Annotated in this window: 14 protein-coding genes; 7 read left to right on the top strand and 7 right to left on the bottom strand. The window is 42.2% G+C overall.

Annotated features, from left to right (window positions below):
- The first annotated feature begins 645 nt into the window (after positions 1-645).
- Both ACZ43M_RS02910 and nspC read left to right on the top strand, forming a co-directional pair.
- On the top strand, positions 646-1,887 hold the full coding sequence (locus tag ACZ43M_RS02910) for a saccharopine dehydrogenase family protein (RefSeq protein ID WP_464505990.1): 1,242 nt from the start codon (positions 646-648) through the stop codon (positions 1,885-1,887).
- 2 nt (positions 1,888-1,889) lie between these two features.
- The gene (gene nspC / locus ACZ43M_RS02905; RefSeq protein WP_464505989.1) at positions 1,890-3,017 is read left to right on the top strand and encodes a carboxynorspermidine decarboxylase; all 1,128 of its coding nucleotides are present in this window, start codon (positions 1,890-1,892) and stop codon (positions 3,015-3,017) included.
- A gap of 60 nt (positions 3,018-3,077) precedes the next feature.
- Here the strand turns inward: nspC and ACZ43M_RS02900 are convergent, their stop codons facing one another.
- The 5 genes from ACZ43M_RS02900 to ACZ43M_RS02880 all read right to left on the bottom strand — a co-directional run bounded on the left by ACZ43M_RS02900 (position 3,078) and on the right by ACZ43M_RS02880 (position 9,672).
- On the bottom strand, positions 3,078-3,857 hold the full coding sequence (locus ACZ43M_RS02900; protein ID WP_464505988.1) for an SDR family NAD(P)-dependent oxidoreductase: 780 nt from the start codon (positions 3,855-3,857) through the stop codon (positions 3,078-3,080).
- Between the two features lie 505 nt (positions 3,858-4,362).
- A complete protein-coding gene (locus ACZ43M_RS02895) occupies positions 4,363-5,805 on the bottom strand; it encodes a 6-phospho-beta-glucosidase (RefSeq protein WP_464505987.1) in 1,443 nt (480 codons plus the stop codon).
- Positions 5,806-5,918: 113 nt separating this feature from the next.
- Positions 5,919-7,847 (bottom strand): beta-glucoside-specific PTS transporter subunit IIABC, encoded by a 1,929-nt coding sequence (locus ACZ43M_RS02890; protein WP_464505986.1) that lies wholly within the window; start codon positions 7,845-7,847, stop codon positions 5,919-5,921.
- A gap of 355 nt (positions 7,848-8,202) precedes the next feature.
- Positions 8,203-9,063: a BglG family transcription antiterminator LicT gene (gene licT, locus ACZ43M_RS02885; RefSeq protein ID WP_464505985.1), complete on the bottom strand. Its 861-nt coding sequence runs from the start codon at positions 9,061-9,063 to the stop codon at positions 8,203-8,205.
- A gap of 240 nt (positions 9,064-9,303) precedes the next feature.
- Positions 9,304-9,672: a hypothetical protein gene (locus ACZ43M_RS02880; RefSeq protein WP_464505984.1), complete on the bottom strand. Its 369-nt coding sequence runs from the start codon at positions 9,670-9,672 to the stop codon at positions 9,304-9,306.
- A 155-nt stretch (positions 9,673-9,827) separates the two neighbouring features.
- Between ACZ43M_RS02880 and ACZ43M_RS02875 the strand changes: the two genes are divergently transcribed.
- The 5 genes from ACZ43M_RS02875 (at position 9,828) to ACZ43M_RS02855 (ending at position 17,173) form a co-directional block, all read left to right on the top strand.
- Positions 9,828-11,177, top strand: coding sequence for a sodium-dependent transporter (locus ACZ43M_RS02875; RefSeq protein ID WP_464505983.1), 1,350 nt, complete (start codon positions 9,828-9,830; stop codon positions 11,175-11,177).
- 236 nt (positions 11,178-11,413) lie between these two features.
- Positions 11,414-12,478 carry a glycosyltransferase gene (locus ACZ43M_RS02870; protein ID WP_464505982.1) on the top strand — a complete coding sequence of 355 codons (1,065 nt, stop codon included), beginning with the start codon at positions 11,414-11,416 and terminating at the stop codon, positions 12,476-12,478.
- Entirely contained in the window at positions 12,475-13,794 is a 1,320-nt protein-coding gene (locus tag ACZ43M_RS02865) for a hypothetical protein (protein WP_464505981.1), read from the top strand. The genes ACZ43M_RS02870 and ACZ43M_RS02865 overlap by 4 nt, the downstream gene beginning before the upstream one ends.
- Positions 13,791-14,795, top strand: coding sequence for an NAD-dependent epimerase (locus tag ACZ43M_RS02860; RefSeq protein ID WP_464505980.1), 1,005 nt, complete (start codon positions 13,791-13,793; stop codon positions 14,793-14,795). Before ACZ43M_RS02865 ends, ACZ43M_RS02860 begins: the two co-directional genes overlap by 4 nt.
- A gap of 455 nt (positions 14,796-15,250) precedes the next feature.
- Positions 15,251-17,173 carry an endonuclease MutS2 gene (locus tag ACZ43M_RS02855; protein WP_464505979.1) on the top strand — a complete coding sequence of 641 codons (1,923 nt, stop codon included), beginning with the start codon at positions 15,251-15,253 and terminating at the stop codon, positions 17,171-17,173.
- 56 nt (positions 17,174-17,229) lie between these two features.
- On the opposite strand, the gene ACZ43M_RS02850 is transcribed toward ACZ43M_RS02855, so the two are convergent.
- The gene (locus tag ACZ43M_RS02850; RefSeq protein WP_464505978.1) at positions 17,230-18,342 is read right to left on the bottom strand and encodes a hypothetical protein; all 1,113 of its coding nucleotides are present in this window, start codon (positions 18,340-18,342) and stop codon (positions 17,230-17,232) included.
- Entirely contained in the window at positions 18,335-18,877 is a 543-nt protein-coding gene (locus ACZ43M_RS02845; protein WP_464505977.1) for an RNA polymerase sigma factor, read from the bottom strand. Before ACZ43M_RS02845 ends, ACZ43M_RS02850 begins: the two co-directional genes overlap by 8 nt.
- Positions 18,878-18,920: the final 43 nt, after the last annotated feature.

Below are 18,920 nucleotides of genomic sequence, written 5' to 3'. Positions count from 1 at the left end.
ATAATTCCTTAGAAGTAATTCCTTTAGATTAAAATTCCGTTTACTTATAAAGTGCTTCGAAACTTGAGCAAAACTTCCGATTGCCTATATTAGAACCGTCCCCCTGGTTCCTCCTTTATCTTCCAAAAAAAAAATGTTGCTATTTGGTTTAGTTACTGCTACTATAAAGAAGCGTTATTTTGGAAAGCTAATATATCTTTTGTTTTTGAGTCTTTCCAAGCAGATAATTTTGACCACTTCCCCACGGGAGTTAAGGCCATACGGACAGCCGGGTCAAATGCCGATTGGCAACTTAGTTGCCTTATTGATTGAGTTAAAAGCTCAAATTTTATAAGTTGGTTACTTTACAACCAGTGCATATATGCACACAACTTGTGAAACGGTCAATAAGAGTGGTAAAAGTGAATTATTTGCTATATAGACTCTGATCAAATTTGATATATTTGAATATTAATTAGCTTCCTTCATAATGTCCAATTGACGATTATGGTTAAGGTACCCGTGTGATTTTTTTACGGTATCCTTATGCTATTTAATATGAGAATACTATCGTAAGCAAGTGTTGTGCGCAGAATATGCGAATTCACACTTGCTTTTTTTATTGTTGAAAAAAATTTAAATATACTAAGTGAGGGGATACGTAAAATGGGTAAAGCACTTATTATCGGCGCCGGCGGCGTAGCTTCAGTAGCAGTTCATAAATGCGTTCAAAACAGCGATGTATTTGAAGAGATTTGCATTGCAAGCCGTACGAAATCAAAATGTGATGATCTGAAAGCAAAATTAGAAGGCACAACCAAAACAAAGATTACCACTGCACAAGTCGATGCAGACAACGTTGAAGAGCTAATCGCGTTAATCAATGAAGTAAAACCTGATATTGTCATGAACTTGGCATTGCCTTATCAGGACTTAACTATCATGGATGCATGTCTTGCTACGAAAACACACTACATGGATACAGCTAACTATGAGCCTGAAGATACAGCTAAATTCGAATACAAATGGCAATGGGAATACAAAGAGCGTTTTGAAAAAGCCGGCATTACTGCGCTATTGGGCTCAGGCTTTGACCCAGGTGTAACTGGCGTATTCTCTGCTTATGCCTTAAAACATTATTTCGATGAAATTGAATATATCGACATTCTTGACTGCAATGGCGGCGACCATGGCTACCCATTTGCAACAAACTTCAACCCTGAAATCAATATCCGTGAAGTTTCTGCTAATGGCCGCTATTGGGAAAATGGCGAATGGATTGAAACTGATCCAATGGAAATCAAGCGCGTGTACAACTTCAAAGAAGTTGGCGAGAAAGACATGTACCTGCTTTACCACGAAGAGCTTGAATCTCTTGCGAAAAACATCCCAGGACTTAAGCGCATCCGTTTCTTCATGACATTTGGCCAAAGCTACCTAATGCACTTAAAGGCCCTTGAAAATGTTGGAATGACTTCTATCCAGCCAATCGAATATGAAGGAAAGCAAATCATTCCACTACAATTTTTAAAAGCCGTATTACCAGATCCAGCATCTCTTGGACCACGTACAGTTGGTAAAACAAATATCGGCTGTATCTTCAAAGGGAAAAAGGACGGCAAAGATAAAACATATTACGTTTACAATGTCTGCGACCACCAAGAGTGCTATAAAGAGGTAGGCTCACAAGCCATCTCTTATACTACAGGTGTTCCTGCTATGATCGGCGCTGCGATGATCCTGACTGGAAAATGGAACAAAGCAGGCGTATACAATATCGAAGAATTCAATCCAGATCCATTCATGGAAGAGTTAAATAAATGGGGACTTCCATGGGTAGAAGATTTTAATCCAGTTCTTGTCGATGCATTACCAGAAGAAGCAAAAGAACCGGAGTTTGTAAAATAAAAATGCGGTTCGAAGAATTACCAACACCGTGTTATGTAGTCGATGAAGAGCTTATTGAAAAAAATCTAAAAATCCTTAACGGTGTTATGCAGCGCACGGGAGCTAAGATTGTTTTAGCACAAAAAGCTTTTTCGATGACAACAATGTATCCCCTCATTGGACAATATTTAAGCGGTACGACAGCAAGTGGATTGTATGAAGCAAAACTAGGTTACGAAGAAATGGGCAAAGAGAATCATGTCTTTGCCCCTGCCTATCGTGACGATGAAATAGATGAAATTATCTCGATTTGTGATCATATCATCTTCAATTCCTTCTCACAGTTGGAAAAGTTTAAAGATAAAGCGCTAAAAGCGGGCAGAAAAGTGGGCTTGCGTATTAATCCGGAACGCTCAACCCAAATCGGACACGCCATCTATGATCCATGTTCGCCTGGTTCCAGATTCGGTGTTAAGAGAGATCACTTCCGTCCAGAATTGCTTGATGGTGTTACTGGCCTGCATTTCCATACCCTTTGCCAGCAGAACTCAGACGATTTAGAAACGACTCTAAATGCAGTTGAAGAAAAGTTTGGCGAGTGGCTTCCGCAAATGGAATGGATTAATTTTGGCGGCGGTCATCATATCACAAGAGAAGATTACGATATTCATAGACTAGAAGCATGTATTAAGAGAATGCAAGAAAAGTACGGTTTAGAAGTATATCTAGAGCCTGGAGAAGCAATCGCTCTTAATGCAGGTTATCTGATTACATCCGTACTTGATTTACATGAAAACGGAATAGAGATTGCGATTCTTGACACTTCTGCAACCTGCCACATGCCTGACGTATTGGAAATGCCTTATCGTCCTCCTCTATTTGGATCAGGCGAAGCTGGCGAAAAGCCATATACGTATCGACTTGGCGGACAGACCTGTCTTACAGGAGATGTCATCGGCGATTACTCTTTTGATCAGCCATTAAAGAGCGGTGATCGCTTAGTATTTGGTGATATGGCGATTTATACGATGGTCAAAAACACAACCTTTAACGGCATGCCGTTACCAGCGATTGCTGTTAAAGGCAAAGACGGCGATTGCAAAGTAGTCCGTGAATTCGGCTATCAAGATTTTAAGATGAGATTAGCTTAAGATATATTTAAAAAACAGACTCTGCTCAGGAGTCTGTTTTTTTCATGCAGGTCGATATGGTTATAACGTTCCCGCCAATCCCCCATCAATGTTCACTGCGGTCCCAGTTACATAGGATGCCGCATCTGAAACAAGGAACGATATCACTTTTGCTGCCTCTTCAGTGTTTCCGATCCGGCCAAGCGGAATCCCACGTTCCATTTTAGAGAACTCCTCCCAGGATGATTCCGGAGCCTGGCGTTTCCACATTTTCTCAATCTGCTCGCTGCGTATCAGACCGATGCAGACAGCATTGACGCGAATATTGTCCTTACCTAGGTCCTTGCTCATTGCCTTTGTCAGGGCCAGTCCTGCAGCCCGGCTTACCGAAGTTGGCACTGAAGATGCCGGCGGTGTCTTTCCACTGATTGCGGTCACATTCACGATTGCTCCGCCCCCTGACTGCCTTATGTATGGAACGGCATTGCGGGAGCAATGGATGGCACCAAATAATTTCAAATCAAGGTCCTGCTGCCAAAGGTCGCCATCCACTTTTTCAAATGGGTGGGCTTGAGACGTGCCGGCGTTGTTAACCAGAATGTCCAGTCGTCCATATTTTCCGACGGTGGCCTCGATTAACTTTTTGCAGTCTTCTTCCTTTGTGACATCTGCGACTATGTATAAAACCTCTTTAGCTGTTTTTTCAAAAATATAAGCTGCTGCTTCCTTTAAACGGTCTTCATTTCTTGCGCAAATAGTAACCTGTACCCCTTCTTCTACTAAATGAAGGGCAGTTTCCAAGCCGATTCCTCTGCTTGAGCCGGTGATGATAGCTGATTTTCCTGTTAGCCCTAAGTCCATGTTCATTCCCCCTCCAACTGTTCTTAGTATTATTATGCTATTTACTGAACACTTTAACAAGCTGGCTGCTCCCCGCCTGCAAATAGGGATTGTCGAACTTTTGGAGAAATATCTGACAACATTGTCGCATACATATATAATCCATTACATTTTTACCAAAGAAGGGGGGACTTTTCACATGGACTTCTGCATTTCTTGCGGAACAGAATTATCAATAATGGAAAGGAACAGAGCCGAGTGCTGGGAGTGCAGGGACACAAAAACAACCGAAGCATATTCAGAAGAGGATGGGTAAATTCAGCTGCATGACGCACTAATTGTCCCAATACAAAGAAAAGACACCATTTGATTTTGGTGTCTTTTTCTATTGATTTTTAAAAATTCGATCTTCTGTCTCAAAATATGAGCCAAAAGAATCATGTTTCATAAAATTTGTCCTCACGGAATCGAGAATACCAAAAGAAAAGGAAAGCTCTCATTCTCGAGCTTTCCTTTTTTAGCAATCTTATAGTTCTTCACCGTTAGTGGCAATAACGTTTTTATACCAGAAGAAAGATTTTTTGCGACTGCGCTCCAATGTACCGCTGCCATCGTCATGCTTGTCGACGTAGATGAAGCCGTAGCGCTTGGACATTTCGCCAGTAGAAGCACTTACCAAGTCAATACAGCCCCAAGGTGTGTAGCCCATCAGTTCAACGCCATCTTCAATGGCTTCGGCCATTGCCTGAATGTGGCCTCTTACATAATCGATGCGATAGTCATCATTGATAGAACCGTCTTCTTCCACCTTATCATAAGCACCCAAACCATTTTCGACGATGAATAAAGGTACTTGATAACGGTCATAAAGTTGATTTAAGCCGATTCGAAGACCTGTCGGGTCAATTTCCCATCCCCAATCACTAGCCTTTAAGAATGGATTCTTAACGCCGCCAATTAAATTACCTTGACCGATTTCTTCAGGTGTTTTGTTCTTTTTCTCCGTACGGGACATGTAGTAACTAAATGAAATGAAATCAACGGTTCCTTCACTAATGGTTTCTAAATCGCCATCTTGAATATCTAACTGAATGCCATTTTCCTTCCAGAACCGTTTAGCAAACGCAGGGTATGCCCCTCTTACTTGCACATCACCACAATAGTTGTTGAATAGGCGTTGTTCTTGCAGGGCATGCATCACATTTTCAGGGTTGCTATCATAAGAATAAGTTGGCGCATAAATAAGCATACAACCGACTTGGCTTCCTGGAATGATTTCATGTGCCGCTTTCACCGCCATGGCACTTGCCACGAATTGGTGATGCAAACCTTGGAAACTGTCTTGCAGTTGTGTTTCCTTGGTTTCAGGAGAGAAACCAAGACCTAAGAGCGGCATATGTGTTGCCCCATTGATTTCATTGAAAGTCAGCCAATATTTCACTTTTCCTTTGTAATGATTAAACAGTGTTCTTGCATACCGATCGAAGAAGCCAATCACTTTACGGTTGCGCCAGCCGCCATATTCTGTGATTAAATGCAATGGAATTTCATAGTGAGAAATGGTGACAACAGGTTCGATGTCGTATTTTTTCAATTCATCAAACACACTGTCATAGAAAGCTAGACCTTCTTGATTTGGCTCAAGTTCGTCGCCATTCGGGAAAATACGGCTCCATGCGATGCTCATGCGATAAGTTTTAAAGCCCATTTCTGCAAACAGAGCAATATCCTCTTTATAACGGTGATAAAAATCAATTCCATCATGGTTTGGATATACATATTTTTCTTTATTAATTTTATAGTCAAAACCAGGTTCACCAATAACCTTCAATCTTACTTTACCGCCTGGCATCACATCTGCTAAGTTTAACCCTTTACCGCCCTCAAGATAAGCACCTTCCAATTGGTTCGCAGCAGTAGCGCCTCCCCATAAAAAACCCTCCGGAAATCTTTTATCAGTTTGTGTCATTTTCAGTTCCTCCTCTTGTAGGTACCAGGGGGACGGTTCTGGTGGTGCCCCTGCCCCCGCGTGAGGCAGGGAACCAGGAGAACCGTCCCTGTGGTTCTTTAAACTTTACTTCATTAAACAGCTACTGACTTTGTCTTTACTTCAAGTAAAACGTCCCCAGCTTTTACTGTGTTTTCACATGCTTGAACAATTTCATATTGTGTATGGTTGGTCACAACGATTGGTGTTGTGACTGGGAAACCTGCTTCTTTAATACCGGCAATATTAAACTCGATTAATAATTGACCTTTTTCAACACGTGCACCTTGTTCAGTATGGGCAGTGAAATGTTTGCCTTCCAGCTGAACCGTATCCATACCGATATGGATTAAGATTTCTGCACCCTCATCAGTTGTAATACCGATGGCATGCTTGGTTGGGAATAACGCTGAAACTGTACCGGATACTGGTGAGAATAACTTACCTTCAGATGGTTCAATCGCTATACCTTGTCCCAGTGCACCAGATGCAAATGCTGCATCTTTGATTTCAGATAATACTATTACTTCGCCAGTTAGCGGACTTGCCACAACTTCTTTTTTACCAGTTGCTGCTGTTGTTTTTTCGTTTTTCTTTTCAGGTGCTGAAACTGCCGGTGCTTCTTTTCCTAAACCACCAAACAGGTATGTTAAAACAAATGCTACTGCAAAACCTACAACCATTGCGATGATAGCTCCCCAGAAAGCCATACCAAGTGGTGAGCCTGGTTTGATGAATGTAGGGATAACGAACACTCCCATTCCACCAAACATCCACAATTTACCCGCAGTAGCACCGATGATTGCTCCACCGATTCCACCACCGATACAACTCATGATGAATGGCTTTTTAAGCGGCAATGTTACTCCATAGATAGCTGGCTCTGTTACACCGAAAATACCTGAGATAAACGCTGGAATACCAAGAGATTTTAAACCTTTGTCTTTAGTTTTTAGCATAACCGCTAAAACTGCTCCGATTTGAGCGAAACATACCATAACTGTTGTTGCTAAAACTGGGTCATACCCTAAAGTTGAAATGTTGTTGATTGCAATTGGAACAAGTCCCCAATGAAGACCAAACATAACGAATATTTGCCAGAATCCGCCGATAAGTAAACCTGCAATCATCGGGCTTAAGTCATAGATCCAAATTGTTGCTGCACCTAATAAGCTGCCTGCCCAAGTGGAAATTGGTCCAATTACCAAGAATGTCAAGGGTACCATAATTAGGATTGTAAAGAATGGAACCAGGAATGTTTTTACTACATCTGGAATGATTTTCTTAAACCCTTTTTCAACTTTGGAAGCTACAAAAGTTGAAAGAATGATCGGAATAACACTTGATGCATAACTCATTAAAATCACAGGAATGCCCAAGAATGTGATATGAATTGGTGATTCAAAAATGGTACCTTTGAACAGAACACTTGAAGCGTCTCCAGTCGTTAAGGTTGCCAATGTAGGGTGTACCAAGGCAGCAGCGATCGCCATCCCGACAAACGGTGTTCCGCCAAATTTCTTCATTGCTGTATATCCTAAGAAGATTGGCAAGAAGTTAAATAAACCATCGCCTGCGATATTCAATAACTGGTAAGTGCCTGAAGTTGCTTCCATCCAACCCAATGCCAGAACTAAAGCAGCAAAACCTTTAATCATACCAGTTGCTGCCAAAACGCCTAGTATTGGTGTGAACACACCAGAAATCATGTCAATGAACCTTGCACCTAAGCCTAATTTTTCACCATTACCGGAATCGTTACTTTCATTAACTGTACCAAGATTACCTACTTTTAATAAAGTCGCATACACATCTGGAACATGGTTTCCGATGACAACTTGATACTGTCCGCCACTCTTCATGACTGTAACAACGCCATCTAATGCTTTAATTTCTTCAGTCTTTGCAACACTTTCATCCTTTAGTTTAAACCGAAGTCTAGTCACACAGTGAACAACACTGTTAACGTTTTCTTTTCCGCCGACTCTTTCGAGGATGTCTTTGGATAACTGTTCGTATTTCATTTATTGACCCTTCTTTCCTTTTGTTTTTTCCAAATAAAAAACCTGAGCCAATCCATACGACACACATGAAAGTAGTGTCAGAGAGATCAGATCAGGTTATGCCCACTTAAGGTAACATTCCTTAAATTGTATACTGTTGCTTCATATCGAAACCGCCTTCGACTGCCAGATAAACAAAAAAACCTAAATTGCGCGCCTCAAAAGATGGCGTTTGCAATTTAGGTTTTGCCTGCATAATCAGTAACAATCCTATTAGAAAGTTCAATATGAAGTTGATACGTTTACTTTAACACCGCTTACATAAGGTGTCAACACTTTTTTTCGACGACTTTATTCCTTTTTCGACAACTCGGATTTACTCTGACATTTGCTTTAATTTTTGGCGATTGGTGACCCGATGGATATGAACAGTTAGATAAATCTCTTCATCATTGGTGATATTCCAGTTAAATTGATTTTCCAAATAGGTAGCAATTTTCTCCGTGCAGGCGTAGGCCTCAGGATACTTTTGTTGTATCTGCTCAAAGAAAAACTGATCAATCGACTCCTCCAGCCTCTCCTTGCGGATAAACCGAATCGCGAAGAAGCGGAGATGGGTCAAAAATCGTTCGTAGTTAATCGAGTTCTCGTCCAATTCCATTTTAAAATGATATTTAACGATGTTAAGAATATTATTGACCATCTCGGTGATTTGAATCGCGGCTGCCATGTTTTCTCCTGAAAGCTGGCTGTTAACCAAATGCAGCGCAATCGATGCGGCCTCGTCTTCTGTTAATCGAATTCCCGTATCCTCTTCAATAATATCAACCGCTTTTACAGCCACTTGATATTCTGGTTTATAGTACTTGCGAATTTCCCAGACTAGTGGATTTTTCAAATGAATCCCCTGCTTATGCCGGCTGATGGCAAAGCTGATGTGGTCGGTCAATGCTACATACAGATATTCATCCAGTTTATAAGGAAGCTGCGATTGGGCATAGTCAAGAATTTTCGATGAAATATTCAAATAAACCTCGGAGGTATCCTTCAATAATTTGGCAAGTTTTTCAGTGATGCCACGGTTCTCCAAGACAAACGTTTTCTCAATCTTTGCGGAATCGATCTCCTCGCCAACCTTCTTTTGAAAAGCCAATCCCCTGCCCATGACGACGATTTCGTGGTTCTGTTCATTTCTTGAAATGACAACATTATTGTTTAATACCTTCTCAATTTTCATTTCCACTCGTCCTTGATGTATTATTTGAAAAAATAAAAAAAGCATAAAAAAAACCAAAATTTGAAATAAGAATAACACTTATGCCATCCTTGTTCAAACTTAGGTTTTGCCTGCCGAACAGTAACAATCCATTCATTTAGTTGAAAACGTCTCTAAACTTGTTTTTATCATGAAGCTTACTGCTTGTCAAGGAAGCAGGTACGAACCATTTTTTTCATAAATATGTCTCTGGGTACGAATTTAAACAGATAATTCTCTTATCTTTTCAATCCAGTCCTTGAAACTCCCATATTCGTCAGGATTAAACCCAAAGTGCTCCTTGATGAGGCGAATGGATTCACTCTCCTGGTCGTGAAACACCCCATCACAATAAATCAATTGAAAGAGCTCCGCCAGGACGATATTTTGGGAGCGTTTTGTTTGGAAGACCTTCAAGATTTCTTCCATTGAGCGGCCTTCTGGTTTATAATTCTTCAAACCCATTTCTTTTTTGTACTTGTTAAGTATAGAACTTTCATATATCGATACATTTCCATCAATGGTCGCGATTCTTGCTGCCAACTCAAGAAATGCTTGTTTCTCCTCTTGCTGGAGTTCTGCCAGAAACATTACAAATCTCTCCTTATGTTCTTGTACATTAATATACGGAAAAAAGCTGAATTAGTTTCACATTTCGGGTAGTATTAAACATTATAGTTTGAGAAACAGGGAAAGTTCCTATACTTTACAAAGACCGATCCCCTGTTCAAGAAAGGAAACAAAGAATGGCACAACAAGAACAATGGAAATCGAAAATAGGCTTTATTCTGGCTGCGGCCGGGTCGGCGATTGGCTTGGGGGCCATTTGGAAGTTCCCCTATGTGGCTGGGACCGGCGGCGGCGGAGCGTTTTTCCTGATATTTTTACTCTTTACATTAGTTTTGGGGTTGCCGCTGCTGCTAGCTGAGTTTACAATTGGGCGCAAAGCGCAGGCTGACGCGATTACAACCTACAAAATCCTTGCCCCTGGTTCAGGCTGGCACCTGACAGGCGTCATTGGAGTTATCACCAGCTTTATCCTGCTTTCTTTTTACAGCGTTGTAGGAGGCTGGATCATCCTTTATATTTTTCAAACGATGGCTGGCGGGCTAAGTGGTCTGACACAAAATCAGTATGGCGAATTATTTGGTGCGATGATCTCCAATCCTTATAAAACCTTGCTGGCCCAATTCCTCTTTATGCTAATGACCATTGTGGTCGTGGCAAAAGGTGTGCAGCAGGGAATTGAACAAGCCAGCAAAATTATGATGCCCGCCCTCTTTATTCTGTTCCTGATTCTGGTCGGGCGCTCGCTTAGTTTGGACGATGCCATCAAGGGAGTGGAGTTTTTACTGCTGCCCGACTTTGAAAAATTAACGTCAAAAACGGTTCTTTATGCGCTCGGACAGGCCTTTTTCACACTGTCTTTAGGGGCTTCTGTGATGGTTACTTATGCTTCTTACCTGCCAAAGACACAAAATCTGGTCAACTCGGCCTTATCCATTATTGTGATGAATATCGTGATTGCCCTCCTTGCCGGGCTGGCGATTTTTCCGGGAGTATTTTCGTTTGGACTTCAACCGAATGCCGGACCTGTGCTCATTTTTGCAGTCTTGCCGGCAGTATTTAATCAGATGCCATTTGGAATGCTGTTCTTCCTGGCATTTCTAGTCTTGTTCCTATTCGCGGCGTTAACTTCGGCATTTTCGATGATTGAAATCATTGTCGCAACAATCTCTAAAAACGATACCAATAAGAGAAAACAGTTTACATGGATTATTGGTATTCTCATCTTCATCGTCGGCATACCAGCATGTTTGTCCTATAGCACGCTGGCAGACTTCAAACTGCTTGATAAAACCATCTTTGATTTAATGGATTTTGCCGTCAGTAATGTATTGCTGCCAACGGGAGCACTATTGATTTCCATCTTCACCTCATGGAAGGTATCCAAAAGTGCTCTGTTCATAGAATTGGGGCATGGTTCAGCATTACGCAAAGGCTTTTTTACCCTTTGGTTTTATCTTTTAAAATATGTCATCCCGGTTGCAATCATCATCGTATTTATCGATGCAATCGGACTATTGGACTGGTAAACAGATATCAATCACAACTCTTTGGTATCCCGCATCAACCAAAACAGCGCTAAATATTGAAAGGCCCGGCTGTTTCTAGGATCCAGCCGGGCTTTTTATTGCCCATTTTTGATCTTTTATATCCATCCTCTACTTTCTTTTTTCCGATTCATCCAAGCTAAGCTTGTTTCTCCCTCATAGTATATGAGGAAACCGAGAACCAAGAAGATCATCGTTATGAAAGGAGAAGATTTTTATTGCGTACGGTTATGCATCTAAATCTCAGGGTGGATCCCACCCAATATATCCCACAGATTCGCGAGGTTCCAAGCTATGATTACATTCATCTGGTTCGCCAGCCAAAGTACATGACTGACCTCTCGCTCCTTAACGAAAAGGTTGTTTACCTCAGTGAAATCTTTTCACCAAAGGATTTCGTAAAGAAGAACAACATTTCCATCTTGCATGCCCATCATGGGCAGCTGGGTATATTACTGCTTCCATTTAAGGAGAAAACAAACCTTCCGCTTGTCACAAGTATTCGAGGAAGAGATGCCACCCTAGCCAATCAGCCAGTTGCATATCTGGAAAATATGAGGCTGCTATTTGAGCAGGGCGAACAATTTTACCCTGTATGTCAATACCTGGCAAATAGAATCATTGATTGGGGCTGCCCCCCTGAAAAAATTAAAGTCCTATACGGAGGGGTGGATCTTAACAAGTACACCTACAGGGCACAGAAAACAAGTGATACGCAACACATTTTATCTGTTGGCAGGCTGGTAGAAAAGAAAGGACACCATATTTTAATGCAGGCTTTCAGTAAAATCCGCGATAAATTCCCGAAAGCCACGCTGACTATTATCGGAAAAGGCGAGATGCAGGACTACTTAACCTCGTTGGCCACACAACTGAATTTGGGTGATTCTTTTCGCTTACTCAATCATCTTCCCAAAGACATGGTAAGAGCTTATATGGCAGGTGCCGATTTGTTTTGTGCTGCTAGTCTCGAGGCGTCTAATGGAGATGTTGAAGGGATTCCAAATACATTAAAAGAAGCCATGGCTACGGGCGTCCCTGTCCTATCAACCTATCATGCAGGCATCCCGGAGCTTGTTGATCACGGACGAAATGGTGTATTGGTGCAGGAGAACAACATCGGACAGCTGGCCGAGGGACTGGAATTTCTGTTAACAAATACACATCTTTGGCCGGGACTGGTCTATCATGCCCGCCAAAAAATTGAACAAGCATTTGACATGCAGCAGCAGCTTTTGCTGCAAGCAAGGTATTATGATGAACTGTTGGGGGGAGCGCGATGAAGGATTTTAAATCAATCGTAGTAACCAAAGGAGAAAAAACGCTGCTAATAGATAACCCTACCGATTATCCCTTAATTGGTATGGGGGCCCAAGGTGCTGTTTTCAAACTTTCAGATAACATATGTGTAAAAATCTATACCAATTCTCTGCAAGCGGAAATGGAAGCGAAAGCACTACACGCTGGAAGACACCTCTCCTTCTTCCCAAGAGTGTATGAGACAGGCTCGAACTATGTTGTAATGGAATACTTTCAAGCTCCGACATTAAAGGAGTACTTGAGGAACTGCACCTATATTCCTCCATCGATTGTTAGAAGCCTTCTGACCATTTTACGGAAAATGAAAGAAGCAAATTTCACGATGTGTGATGCCCCGTTAAGGCATATTTTTGTATTGAAAAATGAAGAATTGAAAGTAATTGACCATGTAAATGCCTTCAAGCGCGTTCACCCTGTTCCGCTAAAGTTGCTGCGAGATTTAAACATGATGTTATTAAAGGATTCTTTCCTTTCTCAAGTTAGAAAATTGGAACCAGAGACGTATGCTGAATGGGAGAAGTATTTCCATGAAAACCGGTTAGATTATCGTAATATCCCTGTAACCTCAGGCGGTTCCGGTGAGGCGGTTAAGGTTGACAGTGCTGTCACTCAGCCATTGATTGGCAAAGGGCATCAAGGAGCAGTCTACCGAATATCAGAGGAGACTTGCGTGAAAATTTATGGAAAAGTAGAGAACGCCGATCAGGAACAGGAAGTTTTATTGTCATCGCAAAAGCTCCCCTTTATTCCGAAGGTGTATGAAACCGGGCCCAATTATACCGTTATGGAATACTTACTGGGTCCTGACTTAAACACATATCTCAAGAAGCAATCCAAACTTTCCGAGGAGATTACCAGGCGCTTACTCGATCTATTAATCGCCATGAAGAAATCCGGGTTTAGTCAAATCGATGCTCCGCTAAGACACATTATTATTACCCATTCTGGATTTAAATTAATCGATCATGTCTACTCCTTCACCCGAGTACAAGAACGGCCTCTGGAGCTGTTCCAAAATCTTCATGAGCGAGGGTTTCTTCATTCGTTCCTCGAACAGGTAAAGACAATGAATCCGGACCTTTATAAGGAATGGACCAAAAAATCAATTCCTCTAACAAATGGAGATAAGGTGAATATGACTCGCAGAATAATCGGGGTTGCAAGAGGATGGGAGCAGCAAGGGAAAACCTTCACTGGATATTCTCAAGAAAAGGCTTCAAAAAAACAAGGGCGGCACAAAGAGCGTAACCATAAAAAAAGGCATGATAAAAGAAAATGAGCATATTAGTAACCGGAGCAGCGGGATTTATCGGATTTCATGTTTGCCAAAGGCTATTGCTTGAAGGACATCAGGTGATTGGTATCGACAACCTTAATGATTACTACGATGTTTCCTTAAAGAGGGCAAGGCTTTTGTTGTTAGAAAAGAATCCTCAATTTGCATTCTATAAGCTAGATTTGGCTAATCAAGACCATCTGCATGACCTTTTTAGAAACCATTCTATTAAACTGGTCATCCACCTGGCTGCTCAGGCCGGTGTCCGATATAGTATTGACCATCCCCACTCTTATGTCTCTTCTAACATCAATGGTTTTCTTACTATCTTGGAGGCATGCAGACATTTTCCCGTTGAGCACTTAATCTATGCTTCTTCGAGCTCTGTGTACGGTGCCAACACAAAAATTCCCTTTTCGACGCAGGACAGCACTGACCACCCATTGAACATGTATGCTGCTACCAAAAAGGCCAATGAATTAATGGCCCATACCTACAGCCATTTGTTCAATATACCCACTACTGGCCTTCGCTTCTTTACCGTATATGGCCCTTGGGGCAGACCGGATATGGCCTATTACTCATTTACCAGAGATATTATTGAAGGAAATCCACTGCAGTTATTTAATAACGGGGACATGAGCAGGGACTTTACGTACATTGATGATATCGTAGAAGAAATCCTGCATTTGCTAGATTCTCCTCCGAAACCGGATGACAACTGGAATTCATTTAATCCAAATCCGGATTCAAGCTTCGCACCTTATAAAATTTATAATATTGGAAATCACCATCCTGTAAAACTGGCAGATTTTATTAGAACACTTGAGAAACTACTGAATAAAAAGGCCAATATCGTCTTTTTGCCGATGCAGCCGGGGGACGTCAAAGAAACCTACTCAGACATTACAAGCCTTCAGGAAGCTACCGGCTTCTCCCCAGGCACAACTATAGAAACAGGATTATCCCGCTTCGTCGATTGGTTTAAACAATATCACCATTGATGACTTGGACGGTTGTAGTGGCTCCTAGCGGTTCAACTTCACAAAAGGGCACCAGGAGAACCGTCCCCCTGGTTCCTGCCCATTGACAGTCCACACTTCCCTGTTGTATCCTTTAAAGGTAAATATTGTTTTTGGTTAAAGGAGTATGTTTTATGTTAGGTGTCGTTCTTAACTAATCCAATTAATTGGATAGATTCATTCCCGGTCAGCCTTTTCGTTTTTTAATGGGACGTTGAAGGTTTATTTGACTTTGGTTTGGGGGTGAGGTTAAGAACAATGGCAGACATAGGCATACATTCTTTTTTCCGATGCTGCTGTGTACATTTTTTGTAGACAGTTTTTATTTTGGATTAATTTAGGTATGGACGTGGGGTGTGGTCAACACCCTCATGTATTTCTAGCCGCAATGACATTGTTCATTGCGGCTATTTTTATTATTAAGGAGGAAAGCAAAATTGAATCAGCATACATTTGATACACTGGAATTTAACAGAATTAAGGATACCGTTGCCCAATACGCTTTAACGAAAGAAGGCAAGGCTAAAATCGTGCACCTGACACCATCTACCAATTTAAAGCAAATAGAAGCATGGCTTGCTGAGGTGTCGGAAGCAGTTGAAATATTGAAAAAGAGTGCCAGCGTCCCGGTTCACGGTCTGGACGGAATGGAGCACCTGCTCGGAAATTTAAATAAGGGAGCAGCATTAAAAGTCGATTTATTCATGAAGCTTTATGATTTCCTCGACTGCTGCGGGAAAATGCGCCGGTACATGAAAGACAAAGCTTACATTGCTCCGCGCGTATCGGCCTATATCTACGCTATTGATGAAATACCAGAGCTTGCCAGTGAAATTATCCGCTGCATCCGCAATGGCCGGGTCGACGATTACGCAAGTAAGGAGCTATTGAAAATTAGGAAACAAATTGCGATTCAGGAGGAGCGGTTAAAGGAAAAAACGATGCAGTTGGTCCGCTCTAATAAATACAAGACCTATTTACAGGAGAATGTCGTCAGCCAGCGAAACGGCCGGTATGTCATTCCAATAAAAAAGGAATACCGCACAAAAATTAAAGGAACAGTACTAGATTCATCCGCCTCCGGTGCGACCTTGTTTATCGAGCCCGAAGAAATTGCACTATTCCAAGATCAATTAACGTGGCTGATTGCAGATGAGGAGGTCGAAGAGCAAAAAGTATTAAGCTATCTGACCGGATTAGTCGAAGAAAAAGAGCAGCAGCTTACTTTGGCAGTTGAAACGATGGTGCATTATGACTTTCTTTTTGCCAAGGCCAAGTATAGCCGGGGTATCAACGGGGCTAATGTCAGCATTAATGAGGCCGGGGAAATCAACTTGATTGAGGCACGGCATCCTTTTTTAGGGGAAAAAGCAGTTCCGTTGACAGTAAATTTGACCGGGAATCAGCAGGCGCTGGTAATCACCGGACCAAATACCGGCGGGAAAACGGTGACCATCAAAACAGTCGGATTGTTGACGCTGATGGTGCAATGCGGCCTGCATATTCCTGCCGCCAAGGAGAGCAGGATTAGTATCTTCCAACGCATCCTTGTCGACATCGGTGATGGCCAAAGCATCGCTGAAAATCTGAGCACCTTTAGCTCACGCATCGTTAATATTATCGAAATTTTAAAAGAAACGAACCATCGAAGCTTGGTGCTGCTGGATGAGCTTGGTTCCGGTACGGATCCTGGTGAAGGAATGGGGCTGGCAACATCCATCCTTGAGATGCTGTATGAAAAAGGCGCGGTCATCTTTGCCACGACACATTACAGCGAAATCAAAGAATTCGCCGAAATGCATGAAGGATTTATTAACGGGTCAATGGAATTTAACCTAACTACTTTAAGCCCAACCTACCGGTTAATTATTGGCCGCGGCGGTGAGAGCCAAGCATTTGCGATAGCGCTAAAGCTGGGCATGCACCCAAAAATTATTGAACGTGCCCATACCATTACCTATAAAGAAGAAAAGGAATATCCACTAGGGCCGATGCAACCTTGGGAGCGGCGCGATATGGAAAAACAGGTAATTGTTAATAAGTATAAGGATAAACCGAAAGCTGTGAAGACAGAAACGAAGGCCACGCACTATCGGCTAGGGGATAATGTAAAAATTTCGCCGAGCGATGATTTCGGCATTGTCTATACTGGTCCGGATCAGCTTGGGAACTATGTTGTCCAGATTAAAGGTGAAAAGCAGACAATAAATCATAAACGAATCAGCCTTTATATTGCCGCCAGCGAACTCTATCCTGACGACTACGACTTTGACATTATTTTTGAAACAAAGGAAAATCGCAAAAAGAGCAAAATTCTTTCCAAACGGCACGATGACAATATTACGATTGAACATGCATGATACACAGGGGACGGTTTCGCTTCAATCGAAGCGGAGAGCCGTCCCCTGCTTTACCTTCAATGAACCGTAAACGGAAGAACCCATTCTCCATTGACTCCATCTGTCCGCTTAATGATAAACTGATATTCACCTGCCCCTTCGAGCGGCGGAAAAAGAATATCCCCCGTTCCTGCCCTCGTAAACCCGCTCTTTCTAAAACCACTGGATAGGAATTCATATCGGGTGCCATCAGAGGCCTTTTCAATATACATTTCCAAGTTCTCATGTGCTGCCGATTTTTTAAACAAGGCTGTATAGTCCAGTTTTGTCGAGCTTGGAGTCAGCGTTACCTTCTTTAGCTTTATTTCCACTTCTTCATTGGCTACAGCTGCTCCAGGATGAATTATTTTCTTTGCATCCTGCCATTCCTGAACCCATTCCATCGTCCAAGGTCCCACCTTATCCGTAGTATAACCTCCCTTGTCTGTCGTCCAATTCAGTGCGCCAATTTCCAAGTGAAACCGGGCGCCAAGTGCACGTAACCACCCCGGCACAGCAGGAAATTCAATATTTCCCTTATAGCTGTTGGTATCCAAACTCACGCTATAGGACTTGTGACGGGATATACCAAACTGATCAACAAACTTTATATTCTCCGGCATCCAGCTTCCTTTCTCTGCATAAGACTTATCCTCCGGGGGATATATTTGAAAAAATACTACGGTACGGTTACTGTCGGCATAGGTTCCGAGGATGTCGATACGAAATCGATCAACTTCTGAAGTCAACTGCCTGGTTTGAATATTTCCCTTTTCTGCCTCCCGCAGCAAACCTACATCCTGTTCAGAAATGAGATGATCGGCAAATGGGATGGACTGGGCAGCCCCATAGGCAAATGCCTGCCATCGTGGAATGGCGTAGAAACTAAATTTCAGCAGACCAAACATCAATACTATTGCTGCTGCAGTTAAGATTGTCCTTTTAGGAATGATATACCACGCACTTGTTTTTGAATCTATTTTCACACTTGTTGCCAGCTCGTCATTCCCTTCTGCCATGGCAACTTCCGCCATTTTTGCAAAATCAGGATATGGACCAACATCTTTTTGATAATAGCTTTTTAGCCTGTTATCCATTTCTATTTCAGCAGGGCCACTTCCTGTCACAGATCTTTTGGAGTCATTATTCATGATTTGTCCGCTCCTTTCCAAAGTGATTCTGATATTCCTTCGGCAGCTGCTTCCGGATATATTTAAGCACTCGGTGAATTCGCGATTTAATTGTCCCTTCCCGCATACCTGTAATTTGTGCTATCTGCTTAAATGTTAAATCTGCACAATAATGCATCGCAAGCAAGTGACGGTCGTCCTCGGATACAGTTTGCAGAAGCCAATCAATTTCCCCGCGGTCATCAATCTTTTCATAGGATGACTGCACACCTTCACTCTTCCATTCTAAGTCTTGCAGCTTTTCCCGGTTAGTAGTTTTTCTTTTATCAAGAAAGACATGCCACAATACACGGAAAAACCAGCCTTTTAGGTTCACGGCGACATCTTTGCCTGATTTCCAGGTCCGCAGGAATGCTTCCTGAACAATGTCTTCTGCCTCGCTCCTGTTTCCGGCCCAATACGTCGCCAAACGAAACGCTTCGGGTCCGACATCCTCACAAAACCTAGTGAAATCCACCGGGCTGTCAATGTTATATTCGTTATTTTGAGCACCCAAGCAGTAATCACATCCCCTCAATACCTTCTATAAAGTACGACTC

The sequence above is a fragment of the Neobacillus sp. B24 genome, assembly GCF_055381825.1.
The sequence above is the reverse complement of the archived record's forward strand: the minus strand, read 5'-3'. Positions and strand labels throughout refer to the sequence as shown.